The sequence below is a fragment of the Thermococcus henrietii genome (genome assembly GCF_900198835.1).
Classification (GTDB): domain Archaea; phylum Methanobacteriota_B; class Thermococci; order Thermococcales; family Thermococcaceae; genus Thermococcus; species Thermococcus henrietii.
Genome location: NZ_LT900021.1, coordinates 1777301 through 1791663 on the forward strand (window position 1 = coordinate 1777301; position 14363 = coordinate 1791663).

The 14363-nt window shown below is 54.2% G+C and carries 14 protein-coding genes and 3 tRNA genes; 6 read left to right on the forward strand and 11 right to left on the reverse strand.

The window, feature by feature from the left end:
- Positions 1-76: 76 nt before the first annotated feature.
- Both CS910_RS09720 and CS910_RS09725 read right to left on the reverse strand, forming a co-directional pair.
- Complete coding sequence (locus CS910_RS09720) at positions 77-1285, reverse strand: DEAD/DEAH box helicase (RefSeq protein WP_099211578.1); 1209 nt, start codon at positions 1283-1285, stop codon at positions 77-79.
- A 71-nt stretch (positions 1286-1356) separates the two neighbouring features.
- A tRNA-Lys gene (locus tag CS910_RS09725) sits at positions 1357-1434 on the reverse strand.
- 81 nt (positions 1435-1515) lie between these two features.
- On the opposite strand from CS910_RS09725, the gene CS910_RS09730 reads away from it, so the two are divergent.
- Both CS910_RS09730 and CS910_RS09735 read left to right on the forward strand, forming a co-directional pair.
- A complete protein-coding gene (locus CS910_RS09730) occupies positions 1516-2286 on the forward strand; it encodes a DUF835 domain-containing protein (RefSeq protein WP_099211580.1) in 771 nt (256 codons plus the stop codon).
- Between the two features lie 37 nt (positions 2287-2323).
- A tRNA-Leu gene (locus CS910_RS09735) sits at positions 2324-2411 on the forward strand.
- A 1843-nt stretch (positions 2412-4254) separates the two neighbouring features.
- Here the strand turns inward: CS910_RS09735 and CS910_RS09740 are convergent.
- The 5 genes from CS910_RS09740 to CS910_RS09760 all read right to left on the reverse strand — a co-directional run bounded on the left by CS910_RS09740 (position 4255) and on the right by CS910_RS09760 (position 7895).
- A tRNA-Met gene (locus tag CS910_RS09740) sits at positions 4255-4363 on the reverse strand.
- A 52-nt stretch (positions 4364-4415) separates the two neighbouring features.
- Positions 4416-5030 carry a rhomboid family intramembrane serine protease gene (locus CS910_RS09745; RefSeq protein WP_099211582.1) on the reverse strand — a complete coding sequence of 205 codons (615 nt, stop codon included), beginning with the start codon at positions 5028-5030 and terminating at the stop codon, positions 4416-4418.
- Complete coding sequence (locus CS910_RS09750; protein ID WP_099211583.1) at positions 5020-5790, reverse strand: bifunctional fructose-bisphosphatase/inositol-phosphate phosphatase; 771 nt, start codon at positions 5788-5790, stop codon at positions 5020-5022. Before CS910_RS09750 ends, CS910_RS09745 begins: the two co-directional genes overlap by 11 nt.
- A 10-nt stretch (positions 5791-5800) precedes the next feature.
- Positions 5801-6610: a DUF63 family protein gene (locus tag CS910_RS09755; protein ID WP_099211585.1), complete on the reverse strand. Its 810-nt coding sequence runs from the start codon at positions 6608-6610 to the stop codon at positions 5801-5803.
- Between the two features lie 31 nt (positions 6611-6641).
- On the reverse strand, positions 6642-7895 hold the full coding sequence (locus CS910_RS09760) for an ATP-binding protein (protein ID WP_099211587.1): 1254 nt from the start codon (positions 7893-7895) through the stop codon (positions 6642-6644).
- A gap of 185 nt (positions 7896-8080) precedes the next feature.
- On the opposite strand from CS910_RS09760, the gene CS910_RS09765 reads away from it, so the two are divergent.
- Together CS910_RS09765 and CS910_RS09770 are read left to right on the forward strand one after the other, a co-directional pair.
- On the forward strand, positions 8081-9133 hold the full coding sequence (locus CS910_RS09765) for an NAD(P)-dependent glycerol-1-phosphate dehydrogenase (protein WP_099211589.1): 1053 nt from the start codon (positions 8081-8083) through the stop codon (positions 9131-9133).
- Positions 9134-9167: 34 nt separating this feature from the next.
- Positions 9168-9602, forward strand: coding sequence for a UPF0179 family protein (locus CS910_RS09770; protein ID WP_042690696.1), 435 nt, complete (start codon positions 9168-9170; stop codon positions 9600-9602).
- On the opposite strand, the gene CS910_RS09775 is transcribed toward CS910_RS09770, so the two are convergent.
- From CS910_RS09775 to CS910_RS09785, 3 genes are read right to left on the reverse strand one after another with little or no spacing between them, the layout of a single operon-like run.
- Positions 9603-10595, reverse strand: coding sequence for a 5-oxoprolinase subunit C family protein (locus CS910_RS09775; RefSeq protein WP_099211591.1), 993 nt, complete (start codon positions 10593-10595; stop codon positions 9603-9605).
- A complete protein-coding gene (gene pxpB / locus CS910_RS09780) occupies positions 10588-11274 on the reverse strand; it encodes a 5-oxoprolinase subunit PxpB (RefSeq protein WP_099211594.1) in 687 nt (228 codons plus the stop codon). The genes CS910_RS09775 and pxpB overlap by 8 nt, the downstream gene beginning before the upstream one ends.
- 4 nt (positions 11275-11278) lie before the next feature.
- The gene (locus CS910_RS09785) at positions 11279-12046 is read right to left on the reverse strand and encodes a LamB/YcsF family protein (protein WP_099211596.1); all 768 of its coding nucleotides are present in this window, start codon (positions 12044-12046) and stop codon (positions 11279-11281) included.
- A gap of 58 nt (positions 12047-12104) precedes the next feature.
- Between CS910_RS09785 and CS910_RS09790 the strand changes: the two genes are divergently transcribed.
- Positions 12105-12590, forward strand: coding sequence for a type II toxin-antitoxin system VapC family toxin (locus CS910_RS09790; RefSeq protein ID WP_099211599.1), 486 nt, complete (start codon positions 12105-12107; stop codon positions 12588-12590).
- Here the strand turns inward: CS910_RS09790 and CS910_RS09795 are convergent.
- Positions 12575-13108 (reverse strand): adenylate kinase family protein, encoded by a 534-nt coding sequence (locus CS910_RS09795; RefSeq protein WP_099211601.1) that lies wholly within the window; start codon positions 13106-13108, stop codon positions 12575-12577. The two genes, CS910_RS09790 and CS910_RS09795, sit on opposite strands and share 16 nt — an antisense overlap.
- A 57-nt stretch (positions 13109-13165) precedes the next feature.
- On the opposite strand from CS910_RS09795, the gene CS910_RS09800 reads away from it, so the two are divergent.
- Entirely contained in the window at positions 13166-14245 is a 1080-nt protein-coding gene (locus CS910_RS09800; protein WP_099211603.1) for a DUF512 domain-containing protein, read from the forward strand.
- Positions 14246-14363 lie beyond the last annotated feature (118 nt).

Here is a 14363-nt window from a genome sequence, read left to right on the forward strand (position 1 = left end):
TACGTTTTCGGATTCAACATTCTCAATGGAGTGGAGTTAATAAGTGTGAAGATAAAAGAACAGAGACCAAGTGGACTCAGTAGCGCCTTCTCCTCTGTCTCGGCCTCTTCTTGCCCCACCTGTGCCTATACTCGTTCTCAAGCTCGTCGCGCCGAACCATTTCCCTGTACTCCTTCGGAAGTTCTTCGCTCAGCTCCGACTTCCTGACGTCAACTCCGGCCTGCCTCGCTATGTACCTGAGTCTCCTGAGCTCACCGGGCGCGATGAAGGTTATGGCCTTCCCCTTCTTCCCCATTCTACCTGTTCTTCCAATCCTGTGAATGTACTGCTCTGCGTTCATGGGGATTGAGTAGTTGACAACGTGGCTTATCTCAGGGACATCAATTCCCCTCGCGGCAACGTCCGTCGCCACGAGAATCTCGGTCTTCCCGCGCTTGAACCTTCCGAAGGTCCTCTCTCTTGAGGGCTGGCTCATGTCCCCGTTGAGGGCCTCGGCCTTAAAACCGTCCCTCCTGAGCCTCTCCGCGAGCTCCCGCGTCTCGACCTTTGTCTGGCAGAAGATTATGCCGTAGAAGTCCTCGCTCAGGATTTTCTTGAGGATTCCGTAGCGCCTCGCCGGGACGGCCTCTATGAACTCCTGCTCAACCTCTCCTGGAACCAGCTCGTCCCTGCTCACGATGACAACTTCGGGGTTCTTCATGTACTTCTTGGCGAGCAACAGAACGTCCATCGGCATCGTCGCCGAGAACATCATCACGCGCTTTTCCCTGGGAGTGGCCCGGAAGATTGCTTCAATGTCCTCCTGAAATCCCATGTCAAGCATTCTGTCGGCCTCGTCGAGGACGAAGAAGCGGAGCGAGTCGAGCCTGAGCGTCCCGCGCCTTATGTGATCGAGCACCCTGCCGGGCGTTCCGACGACGATTTGAGCCCTCTCAAGGGCCCTTATCTGGGGTCCTATTGGCTGGCCTCCGTAGATGGCGTAAATGTCTATCTTCCGCTTCCCGCGTAGCGAGCGGAGTTCCTCGCTTACCTGTATTGCCAGCTCTCTCGTCGGCGTTAGAATGAGTGCCTGAACTTCCTTTCTGCTCTCATCAACAAGGTCGAGGATTGGGAGGCCAAAGGCCGCGGTTTTACCGCTTCCGGTCTTTGATTGACCAACGACGTCGCTCTTTCCGTCGAGAATGAGCGGTATAACTTCCCTCTGAACGTCTGTGGGTTCTGAGAAACCCTTTCTCTCAACGGCCTCAACGGAGGCCTTCGATAAGCCAAGCTCCTTAAAACTCATTTTTCAAGTCTCCTTAACGCTGAAGTCTCAAACGCGCTCCTTCTCAGAACGCGCCGAGGAGAAACGCGTTTTGGCGGGCCGGGGGGGATTCGAACCCCCGACCTGCGGATTAAGAGTCCGCCGCTCTAACCAGGCTAAGCTACCGGCCCACGACCCGAAACCATAGAGGGGAAGTGTATTTATAAATTTTTCGGTTCGCAACCGTTATTAGTCCCAAAAACAAAGAGAACATGGGGGCGGAGTGGTTGGCTGGGGAATTTCAAACGGTTAAGCTTCTTGCCGAGATTGTTGCCTTCGCCACCCTTACCTCCGCCGTTGTGGTAGCCTACTCGCTCCGCGACATTCTAGCAAGCTACGTGGATAGGAAAACTCTGAGGGGAGTTTTTCTAGGAATATTTATCTTCTGGCTCGGCTACCTTGAGAACGTTTTTAACGACCTGTACAAGACGGAGCTCACGAAGGTTCTTGACGACGTTCTCGTTGCCGTTGGTATGACAATCATCGTCGTGACGGCGTTTCAAATGAAGAAACAAATCAGAGCGGTAAGACCAAAAGTCGTGACCAAAGGACCGAGTTTTCTAAAACCTGGAGCGTACATAACAGGTCTTGTGGTGCCATCGAAGATACTACCTCTCCTCCAGGGAAAACAGCTTCTTGCAATCACGAGACACCCAAAACCGTACGAAGAGCATGGTATCCCTTATATCTGGATTAGCAACGTTCCCGCTGAAAACACCGTAAGGCCGACGGAACTTGCCCCCCTCCTTCACAGGGTGCTCTCAAACGCAGATGAGAACACGTTCATAATCGTGGACGGGCTTGAGTACTTAATCCTGAACAACGGCTTTGAGCCAGTTATGAAGTTCCTCATGAACCTGAAGGACAACCTTCTCACGAGGAATGCAGGAATGGTCGTGATAGTTGACCCGAAGACCCTCGATGACAGACAGATGAACATGCTGATGAGGGAGTTCGAGAGGTTGCCCCTCCAGAAACCGTAAAATTTATAAAGGCCCCAACGCCCTTATATCTGGCAACGCGGGGGTTGCCGAGCCTGGTCAAAGGCGCGGGATTGAGGGTCCCGTCCCGTAGGGGTTCCGGGGTTCAAATCCCCGCCCCCGCACCACAACAGCCCTTGCTTGCGCAAGCGCTGGCGGAAGGTTAAGTGCCTTTTTTAAGAGTGCAAGTTTTGAAGGGGTTTCTGTCAAATTTGCTTCATTTCCAAGAGTTTCACTCTGAGAAGGCGCCCGAAGGGCGCCGATGGTAAGTTGAAACTATCTCAAGGAGTTTTGGTGTAGTGTTAAACCCCCGCTGGTTGCTCTTTTGTTAGTGCACGACTGACCTCTTGCTCTTTGGTAAGAAGGGCGCTTATTTCGCCAGCCTTTCTTAAAGGCTGTGGGCAAAGTTTCATCAAAGTGAAGCATGCTTTTTTAAAGGGTTCATTTTCGGGTGGGTTTGCTCTTAAATTTGCCATTCTTGAACGTGTTTCCTTCATTAGCGCCCTTTGGGCGCGTTTCGAGTTTAAACACCTTTTCCAAGAGCCCTTGTTAAAGCAAACCCAAAAACCAATGAGTTACTTTAAGAGGCATGCACTCTATCTTTACCCCCTGTGAGGGTTTAACCATTTTGGTCAAGCTTTCCCAAAGCTTGCTCGTGAGTGTTTCGCTCTTTGAAGGCGCCCTCGGGCGTCGATGATAAGTTGAAACTGTTTGAAAAAGGTTTGTTTGGGGGATTAACCCCATTCCACATTTGCAGTAGTTAATTAGTGCATGACTGACTTTTTGCCCGTTGGTAAGAATGGCGTTCTTTTCGCCGGCCTTTTTCAAAGGCTGTGTAAAAGTTTCATCAAAGTTTGTGATTCTTTTTGTAGGGGCTCCGTTGGGAATGTTTGCGCTTTTAACGGCTTTTTGGAATGCGAATTCCTAAATTTTAGAAGCTTTCTCGCTTGGGTTTGCTTTTTTTCTCGCGCTCCGGAGGAGCGCTTCTCAGAGAAACCCCTTCCAGAGGGTTCCTTGAAGAGAATTCTTTGAGAGCACTGGCACTTGAGAGTGCAAACTTCTTAGAATTGCATTCTTAGAAGAGAATCACCGACCTTGGTCAAACTCTGCGGGACTTTCATCCCTCGCGTCGAGCAGAGCTCGACGTCGCACAGGCGAACAAGCTTTAAGAAAGCTTGACCAAAGAGTGTCCTCCTTACTCATAGGCAAAAAGTCAGTCGTGCACTGTTCGAATGCAAGTTTAGAAGGGGTTTAATATCAAACAGGGTTTTTCAAGCAGTTCCAACTTTGTTATTGGCGTCCGAGGGACGCCGTTTAAAGAATGGAACACTCACCAAAAAGCAAGTGAATGAGAAACCCACTTGGAAATGAATACTTCAAAAAAGGCACTTACTCTTCCGCCAGCGCTTGCGAAGGAAGCTTTTGGAAAAAGCTTCACCAAAAGCTCGTAGCTCTCGCTCAAAGGCTCAAATAGAGCGGATTTTACTGGAAAAATCGAGCTTTACAAGAGAGAACCAGCCAAAACAGCCCTTTCAAAGGGTTTATTTTCCTTTGACGCCCTTCGGGCGTCGATTTTAAATGTAAACCCATACAAAGGGAGTAATTTGAAAAGTTCTCACACTCAAAACAATCAATTAGAGGGGAAATCACTCGAAATATCGCTTTCCAAAAGGAGCTACGAACTTTGATGAAACTTTGCAACAGCCTTTGGAAAAGGCTGGCAAAAAGAGCGCCTTTCTCACCAACGAGCAAAAAGTCAGCAGTGCACTAACCAAACGGCAAATTCATAGGGGTTTAGCTTCAAGCCTCTCTCTCCAATAGTTTCAACTTCATATCGGCGCCCGAAGGGCGCCTTCAAAGAGAGAAACACTCACCAAAACATACAAGTGAACGGAAAACCTCTTCTAAAACCTACAATTTTTAGAGAAGCACCTAACCTTCCGCCAGCGCTTTCGTCAGAAAGGGCTGTTATGGTGCCGGGGCGGGGCTTTGAACCCCGGACCTCTCGGTTTCTCAGGCTCCCCCGAAGGGGGAGCGGCCCTATGAGCCGAGCGCTCTGACCAGGCTAAGCTACCCCGGCACTGCCCGAGCGCTCGACCTATACCTTCCGGCGGGCGTTTTTAAATCTTTCGCTAATAGTAGTCGTACGCGTAGGCCCACGTAAGCTTCCTCTTTATGACCTTGCCGTAGTAGTAGCCTATGAGGATTCCGGCGAGAAGTCCGCCGAGGTGGGCGTAGGCGTTAACCCCAGGCAGAAAGCTGTTGATTAGGAACAGCACGAAGGCGTTCATAAGGGCCATCTGCATGTTTCCGCCGACGACACCTGTGATGGTTATCAGCGCCCCCGCGATACCGAAGAGCGCCCCGCTCGCGCCTGCACTGACGACGTTGGGGGGCATGAGGAACAGCGTCAGTAGGTTTCCAGCCAAGCCAGAGACTATGTAAATCATGGCGACCCGCTTGGGCCCGAGTATTCTTTCGAGCTGGCTCCCCATGACGAGGAGGAAGTACATGTTGAAGAAGATGTGAATTATGTTCACGTGGACGAACATCGCCGTGAAGGGTTGCCACCAGGCCCCGAGGTGCAGAACCGCGTAGTTCCACTGGCCGAGGGTCGCTAAGACGTTCCCGCTGATGCTTATCGGGTTCCTGCTCAGGATTGCCTCGACGGCGTAGACGGCGACGTTTATGAGGAAGAGCGTGAAGGTTGCCTTTCCGTAGCGGTTGAAGTAGCGCTCAAGGCTCATTCTCCAGCTCCTCCAGGATTATTTTAAGGATTCTCTCGTTCGCGACGGCGATAACGTTGGTGTTAACCTCAGCCTTCAGCTCGAACTCAAGAGGCTTTCCCTTCTCGTCGGTCACCAGTCCACCGGCTTCCCTCACGAGCATAACCCCGGCCGCTATGTCCGTCGGCCTCACGTAGTTCCTTATGTCGAAGACCCCGTCGAGCGAGCCCTTGGCGGTGTAGGCCATCTCTACTGCTATCGCTCCGAGAACACGGACCCGCTTAACTCTTCTCACGAGTCCGAGGCATCTTCCGCGCGTGTAGAAGCTTATCGCCTCCTTCCCCGGCTCTGGCTCGTTGACGTGAATCCGCCTTCCGTTGAGGTAAGCCCCCTCACCAGGAATCGCTTCGTAGAAGGCCTTCGGGAAGAACTCGTAGATTGCCCCGTAAATGGGTTCCCTTCCCCTGAAGACGGCGAAGCTGAAGGCGAATATCGGGATTCCCATCGAGAAGTTGTAGGAGCCGTCGAGGGGGTCAACGACAACTGTATAGTCGCTTCCGACGTCTATCTCCCCGACCTCCTCGCTCACTATGTTGACGCCGAGCGGTTTGAGGTGCCTTATAATCAGGTCTTCCGCGACCTTGTCAACGTATTTCGTCACGTCACCGCTCACGTTCGTTCCAACGTTTTCCCCGGCCTTCTTCGTGCCGAAGAGGGGCATTATCGTTTTCTCCAAATCCTTCGCCATGTTGAGGGCAATCTCGTTCCAAGCGAACTCCATATTCACCACCTCAGCTTAACAGGGCTATGAGCAGATTCCTCGTTCCCGGGCCGAATCCGAGGATGAAGACCGTCAGCTTGACGAAGTTTATAAGCTCGGGGTCTTCCTCGGTCATCAGCCTGTCGAGAACGTAAACCACGAGCGTGATTATAACGAGCTTCTCGAGGTACATAACGGCGGGCGTTCCAAACAGGTTCATCAGCGTCCTCGCGAGAACGTGCTGTTCCCAGAAGCCGAAGAACTGGATTCCAACGAATGTCGTTGTCGCGTCATAGAAGTGGGTGTAGAAGAGTATCCTGTTGTTCCTAACGAGCTCGAACTTCCTTGAGAGGAGCCAGATGAAGGATTCCGCAACGAGGAGGCTTGGGATGAAGTACTTGAAGTAGTCCCACCTGACCGAAAACTTCTCCCAGTTGATGACCGCTATGAAGAGCAGTCCCCCAACGAGGACCCACCCGAAGTCGCGGTAGATTGGGTAGAGCCTGTCGTCCGGTCCGAGATGCCTCCAGACGGCGAATAGGGACGCTATCGCGAAGCCCGCTATGACGAAGTAACCGCCAGGGCTGACGGTCAGGTAGGTTCTTGGGAGAGCACCGAGGTCAGTTATGCTCCTCATCAGCGGGCCGAGGAGTATGTAGGGCATCAGGGCGACGAAGAACCGCTCGTCTACCTTTATCCCCATCTTTTTGAGCATCTTATACAGGAGCAGAACGGCGACGCCGAGGATTATGGCGTAAACGAGGGTGTTCACGACGTTGTAACCCTGATTGTACTTTATAGGTTCAACGAAATAGCGGTAAAAAAACTCCCCAAAGCTCATTCGACCACCATAGACGGTTGTTCCGATAGCCTTAAAGCTTTTCCGTGAGGAAGCACCAGAGCGGAACGAAGCGGATTCCATCTTTCTCGTCTCTGTAGTCCCACGTTATCACCGTTAGGCTCTCCACGCCCAGTTTTCTGCCGGCGGACTTCAGGGCCTCGACTTCCCTCGACCTTACGTCTCCAGCGTCCAGCGCGTACGTGACCTGAATCAACTCGACGGGCTGGCCTCTCTTAGCTACCACGAAGTCAACCTCCCTGTGGTTCTTGTAGTGATAAACCTCCGCTTCCCGTCTCTTCAGTTCGAGGAACACCGCGAGCTCCATGAGCCTACTTGTGTCGGGTGTGAACGAGAAAAGCCGCGTAAAGCCGGCGTCAACCGGGTATACCTTTGGAATCGAAAGCTCCGAGGTTTTTAGGGAATAGCTGAACTTCTTCACCAGAAAGACGCTCATTGAATCCTCAAGGTAGCCGAGGTACTCGTAGAGGACTCCCTTGCTGACCTTTATCCCCTGGGACTTGAGGGCATTGTAGAAGGCGTGAACGCTGAACTCCTTGGCGAAGGAACGCATCAGCGAGCGGAGGAGGAGCTTCATCACGTGGAGGTTTCTAACGCCGTAGCGCTCCACGACGTCCTTGTAGAGAACCATGTCAAGATACTCTTCGAGGAGCTTCTCCCTAATCATCTCGTTATCCTCAAGGACGACCCTTGGAAAGCCCCCCCACTCGAGGTACTCTCTGAGGAGGGCCTTAAGCTCAGCTTCCCGCTTTGAACTCAGGGGTCGTCTCACACGGTATTCCCTCGCCCTCAGGAACTCCCGAAACGAGAAGGGGAGTATAGTGTATGTCAGCGTTCTTCCCCTCAGCCTTGAGGCTATCTCCATGGAGAGGAGCTTTGAGGAGGAGCCGGTTACGAAAACTGAATACCCCTCGTCGTGGAGATACCTGACCATTCGCTCCCAGCCCTTGACAGCCTGAACCTCGTCGAGAAAGACGTAAGCCGGCTCGCCAAAGGCCTCACGATGGAGTTTAAGGACGTCCATGATGTCCCTTGACTCAAATCCCTCGAAGATGGGATGCTCGAAGTCTATGTAGAGAACGTCCTCGCGCGGGAGTTCTTTAATGAGCTGGTAGAAGTAGAAGGTTTTTCCGCTCCGCCGCGGCCCGATTAGGGTTATGATTTGCCCGCTCTTTAGGGGAACTCTCAATTCACGCTCAACGGCTTCTGGGAGCTTTTTCTCTTGGAAGTCCGCCAGGTACTGGAGGGTTAAATCTTTGTCAATCATAGTCTTTTATGAGAGGAAATATTATTTAAATATTTCCTTATGTGGAAGACCAAAATTGAACTCTTGAGCAAGCCACGCTGGGTCTCCAAAGGGACTCAAGAAGTCTCTGGACTTTTTAAGGTCGCCATAGACGGTTGTTCCGATAGCCTTAAAGCTTTTCCTTCCGAGAGGTTAGGGGTGGGAGAATGAAGGGACTTCACCTGATGCAGCTTCCCCGCGAGGTTCTGCTGGGCGAGGACCTTAAAGGGGAAGTTGTGAACGTTGCGAGACGGCTGGGCCTCGGCGAGAAGGCCCTCATACTCTACGGGCCGAGAACGAAGGAGATAGCTGGTAAGGACGTTGAGGAGAGCCTTAAATCCGAGTACGAAGTCGTTCCACTCACCGTCAGAAAGGGCGCGACGATGGAGGAAGTTGAGAGGACGATAGACCTGATAAAGGACGAGAGCGTCGACTGGGTCATAGCGGTTGGCGGGGGGAGCATAATAGACGTCGCCAAGCTCGCCTCGTTCAAAACGGGCGTTCCCTTCATCAGCTTCCCGACTACGGCCTCCCACGACGGCATAGCGAGCGCCAACGCCTCGATAAGGGATTTGGGCGCCAAAACTTCAGTCAAGGCCGTCCCGCCGATAGCGGTCATAGCGGACGTCAAGGTTATCAAAACTGCACCATACCGCTACCTCGCGGCGGGAGTTGGCGATACGATAAGCAACCTGACGGCCGTAAGGGACTGGCAGTTAGCGCACAGGATTCGTGGCGAATACTACAGCGAGTACGCGGCCTCGCTCAGTCTAATGAGCGCGAAGATGGTCATGAGGAACGCCGACATAATACGGCTCGGCAACGAGGAGAGCGTTAGGAAAGTTATAAAGGCCCTAATTTCCACGGGCGTCGCCATGAGCATAGCCGGCTCTTCAAGACCCGCGAGCGGTGCGGAGCACCTCTTCAGCCACGCCCTTGACATGCTCCTCGACAAACCGGCTCTGCATGGTGAGCAGACGGGACTCGGGACGATTATAATGGCCTACCTTCACGGCATGAAGTGGGAGCGCGTTAGGGAAACCTTAAAGAGGGTCGGCGCACCAACTACAGCATACGAGCTCGGAATCGAGCCGGAAATTATAATTGAGGCCCTAACTATCGCCCACACAATAAGGCCCGAGCGCTACACAATCCTTGGAAAGGACGGCCTCACCCGCGAAGCGGCCGAGAAAGCCGCTAAAATCACCGGAGTTATCTGACTATCATCTCTCACAACCTTAGGAGGTGTTTGGAATGGCCATAATCACGTTAGTCGGTGAAAAGCTTGCGAAACCGGGTGTTGAGTTCATATTCTACGGACCGGCCGAGCCGTGCAAAACCTGCAAGCTGGCTGGAGTCTGCGTTGGAAACCTTGAACCGGGCAGGAGGTACAAGATTCTGCGCGTGAGGAGCATGCCGTCGCACTCCTGTCCACTGCACGAGGGCAAAGTTCGCGTCGTTGAGGTCGTCGAGCCGAGCGTCGAGGTGGCGATAGAGCCGAGATTAGCCATAGTCGGCTCGATAATCCAGCTGAAGTTCGAGGAGTGCAGTGACCCCAAGAAGAGGGACCTCTTCAAGCCGGAGGGCCTCTTTGAAGGCGACCACGTGAAAATCATTGAGATAACGGGAGAAATCGAGTGCGACGGAAAGACCTACAAGATTGCCAAGGTAATGCGCAAGAAGGAGTGATTACTTCCCTGCGAATGCTATCGTCTCCGCTTTTTCGGTTTTTATTCTGTAGACCCTCATTCTCCCGGCAAGGAAAAGCCTTATCGCCTCAAGCGTCTTCTCCTTCTTCAGGAGCTCGTTTCTGGCATCTTCGACGCTCGTCTCCCTAAAGCGCACCCTAAAGCCCGGCCTCAGCTGGGCGAGCCGGTGCAGATAAGCGCTCGCAACGACGCCAATCCTCGCGTAACCGCCGGTGGTTTGAGCGTCGCGCATCATCACGATTGGCTTTCCGTTGGCCGGAACCTGAACCGTCCCGGGGACGAGCGGGCCAGTGACTATCCCCGCTCCCCTCTCGGAGTGCTCTATCGCTTTTCCGTCGAGGCGGTAGCCCATCCTGTCCGATTCCGGCGTTACGGTGTAGGCCTCGCTCAGGAACGTTTCAATTCCCTTCTCTGTGAAATGGTCCAAATCCGGGCCGAGAACGACACCGATGGTTATCTCCTCCGCCGAGTAGTCCGGTCTCAGCTCCTCAGGAAGTCTGCGCCCTTCTCTGCCAGTCAGTATCGCGTAGCCGAGAGTAAGTTTATCGCCGGCTTTTAAAGGCCGCCCTAAACCCGCTTTGGCGTAGGTCGAACAACTGCCCAAGAGCTTTTCGCACTTTATCACCCCGGCGAGGGCGATGTAGCCGTAGAGACTGCTCTTCAGCGTCCCGACCTCGAGGACGTCTCCCCTCTTCGCCCAGTGGCTCGTCCAGGGTTCGATGGGAACGCCGTTGAGTCTCACCTCAACGTCGCCGGCAACGGCGAAAACGGCAGAGGAATTGAACCTCAGCGTTGGTCCCCTCAGGAGGAACTCCAAAAGCGGGGCATTGCCGGGGTTTCCAACGAGGTAGTTGGCTATTCTCGCGGAATAGTCGTCCATGTATCCGGAAACAGGGGTGCCGAGCTTTCTGTAGCCCCTTCTGCCGGAGTCCTGAACCGTCAGCAACGAGGGAACGCGGAGGAGTTCAATCATTTTCGTGCCCCCATTCGGCTTTGTATAGCTCCTCGAACTCCTCCTCGCCAATCGGCGCAAACTTTACCCTGTCGCCGGGCCTCAGGAGCGTTGGCGGTTCCTTCGATGGGTTGAAGAGCCTCAGCGGTGTTCTGCCGATGAGCCTCCAGCCCCCGGGGCTTTCGAGGGGATAGATGCCTGTCTGCTTCCCCGCTATCCCAACGGAGCCTGCTGGCACCTTCAGTCTGGGCTTCTCAAGGCGCGGCGTCTCTATGCGCTCGTCCATTCCACCCAGGTAGGCAAAGCCGGGCAGGAAGCCGAGGAAGTAGACGCGGTAAACCGGTTTTGAGTGGATTTCGATGACCTCTTCAGGGGTTAGGCCATTGTATTCCGCTACGAACTCCAAATCCGGGCCGTGCTCACCGCCGTAAAGAACTGGAATCTCAACGAGCCTCCCCTCGAACTTCTCGGCCGAGAACTCAAGCCCCTGGATTGCCCGCTTGACCCCTTCGAAGTCGATGAGCCCGGGGTCGTAGATTACCGCGAGGGAAGAGTAGGCCGGAACGACTTCAATTAGCCACTCGAAGTTGGCTTTTTCTATCGCCCCAGCGAGGGCGTGAACGCGGTCGTTTGTCTCTTCGTCGATGACCTCTCCGAAGGAGACGAGTAACGCCGAGTCGCCGAGGGGTTTGAAGTTCATGGTCTCACCTGATGAACTCTTTCATAGGCACTACCTTAACTCCTTCCCGCTCAAGGACCTCCCGGATGTGCTTCGCTATCTCAACGGCCTTCGGGTTGTCGCCGTGAACGCAGATTGTATCGGCTTTAAGCTCAATCCACTCGCCGTTGATTGCTCTAACCCCACCGTCCTTGACCATCGAGATAACGCGCTCCGCTATCTCCTCCTTGTCGTGGATTACAGCGTTAGGCTTCGAGCGCGGGACGAGCGTTCCGTCGGGGTTGTAGGCCCTGTCGGCGAAGACCTCGTGGGCAACCTTGACGCCCATCTCCTCCGCTATTTCTGCTGGTTTCGAGCCTGAGAGCGTTACGAATATCAGGTTCTTGTCAAAATCAGCTATTCCCTCTATCAGGGCCCTCGCAAGCTCCTCCTCTTTAACGAGGGCGTTGTAAAGTGCCCCGTGCGGCTTGACGTGCTGGAGTTCGAGGCCTTCAGCCATCGTGAACGCGTAGAGCGCTCCAATCTGGTAGAGGATGTAGTTCCTCGCCTCCTCGGGTGTGAGCTTCATGTACCTCCTTCCGAAACCCATCAAATCGGGGTAGCCAGGATGAGCCCCAACTGCAACCCCTTTCTCCTTCGCGAGCCTGACTGTCTTTCTCATAACCAGCGGGTCGCCGGCGTGCCAGCCCGTAGCGACGTTGGCGCTCGTGATGTAGTTCATGACCTCCTCGTCGAGGCCCAGCTTGTATCTGCCAAAGCTCTCCCCGAGGTCGGAGTTCAAATCCACCCTCATGCTCCCACCGGCCTCATTTCGACGGAAATCTAAAAAAGGCTTTCCCGGAGCTTGAACCATGCAGGTAATAGACACCGCCATCTTCATCCAGGGGATGGACGTCGAGGGCTTCACGACGCCAAAGGTCGTTGAAGAGGTCAAGGATCCCGAGTCGAGGCTCTTCCTCGAGGGACTGATAAGCGCGGGGAAGGTTAAGGTTCTCGTCCCTTCAAAGGGGAGCGTTGAGGCCGTTAAGGAAGCGGCTAGGAAAACGGGTGAGCTCAACGAGCTCAGCGAGGCTGACGTTGAGGTTCTCGCCCTGGCGTACGAGCTTAAGGCTGTCCTTCTCACCGACGACTACAACCTCCAGAACATAGCTAGAACCCTCGGGATTCCCTTCAAGACCCTAAAGCGCGGAATTAAGCGCGTGATACGCTGGAACTACGTCTGCATCGGCTGCGGGAAGCACTTTTCAGAGATGCCCCCTGAAGGAGTCTGCCCTGACTGTGGCAGTCCCGTTAAGCTCATACCGAGGAAAAAGAGGAGGCGTCAGAGGCGCAGGTAGGGAATCACCTCGTCGTAGACCTCGCTCCAGTCCACAACGCCGACTCTTTTCCTGACACCTTTTTCAATCAGCCCTAAAATCTCGTTCACAACCTCTTCCGGCGTCTTTCCGGTCGTGTCAACCTCTACGACGTTCTCGTTCTCCTCAAGGGCCTCGACAAGAATGACATCAACTAACTCGGCCTCGACGTTTTCTCCAATTTTCTCCTTCGAATAGCCCCTCTCCTTCAGCCTTTCACCGATTAGCTTCGGATGTGCCCTAAGCACAACCACGAGGTCTGCGTTGAGGAAGTGGCTCAGATGTCCGTCAACGACGACGTTCCTCCCCTTGAAGTCCCGCTCGAAGTTGTAAGCAAGCTCGTCAACCTCGACCTCGAGCTCGTCCCCCTTCATCTCACCGATGCCCTTTTCCATCGCATAGTCCCTTAAACTGACGTACTCGTAGCCGAGCCTTTCCGCCAAAAGCTTCGAAATCGTCGTCTTCCCGGCCCCCGGCGTTCCGGTTACCGCTATTATCATGCCACCACCGTACCGGGTTCACATTAAGCTTTTAAAAACCCAGCCCGAGTTTCGAGCATGTACGAGTTCACCGAGGACTTCAAGCTAAGGAGAATCACCAAGTACGAGCTGGACGGCATTGATGAGCGGGACGATTTAGTCGTCATTCCGCCATCGAGCAGGGCCGGCCCGTGCGGGAGCCACTGCCTCTTCTGCTACCTCCGGCAGAATCCGCCCGAGATGATTTACCGCGTTTCCTTCCACGACACCCTGAACGACCCGGAGCTTGAGAAGAGGATTGCCTACGTGAGCGAGCACTATCCCGAGCTATGGATTCGAGTTACCGACACTGCCGGAAACGTCGGGCTCGACGAGAAAAGGATTGAGAGCCTTCAAAAGGCCGGCCTCGATGAGATGCAGATTTCCGTCCACACGACGAAGAAGGAAAAGAGGATTGCCCTCATGAGGAGCCCGCTCGCCGGTAAACTGATAGACCTCCTTCCCCTCGTGGCAGAGACTTTCAGGGTAATAGCAGACATAATCCTGACGCCCGGCTACAACGTCGACGACATCGGGGAGATAATCCGGGATCTGGCCTCGACGGGCGTTGCCGAGGTCAGGCTTTTCCCCGTTGGGGTGACGAGATACAACCGGGACGTTAGGCCCCTAACGAGGGACGAGCTAATCTTCGTCAAGGAAACGGCTCTCGATGTCGGAAATGAGACCGGAATAAATGTCGTAATTCCGCCAATCTTCAAGGCTTTACTCGGGGAGTTCCGGCTCGACCTTGGCCCCTTTGAACTTGAGCCAGAGATGCCGACCTACATACTGACGGGCGAGCTGGCCTATCCTGAGCTGAGGCGAATCTTCCCGAGGATTCCGGTTGTGGCGGTTAAAAACGAGTTCTTCGGTGGGAACATAGGAACGGCGGGCCTGCTCACGGGCAGGGACGTTCTCAAGACCGTTGAAAAGCTTCCGGAGGTCGACCTCGGCCTGCTTCTTCTGCCGGAGCTGATGTTCTACGGCGACAGAACACTGGACGGCTTCACGCGGGAGGAGCTCGTTTCGAGAATCCTCGTGGAGAAGGGCTACATCGTCGAGAGCGCCCTCGAGCCGGTTGAGATACCGCGCGTTCTTGAGAAGGTTGGGGCTATTTAGCGCCCCGGACCGGCTCGGCGCTCATAGGGTATATCATCGCCTCTGCTCATCCCGTCTTGGATTCCTCACGGCCGGCCCGGGACGGCGTCAGGGCCAGTCCTCGTCATCACAGCGTTCG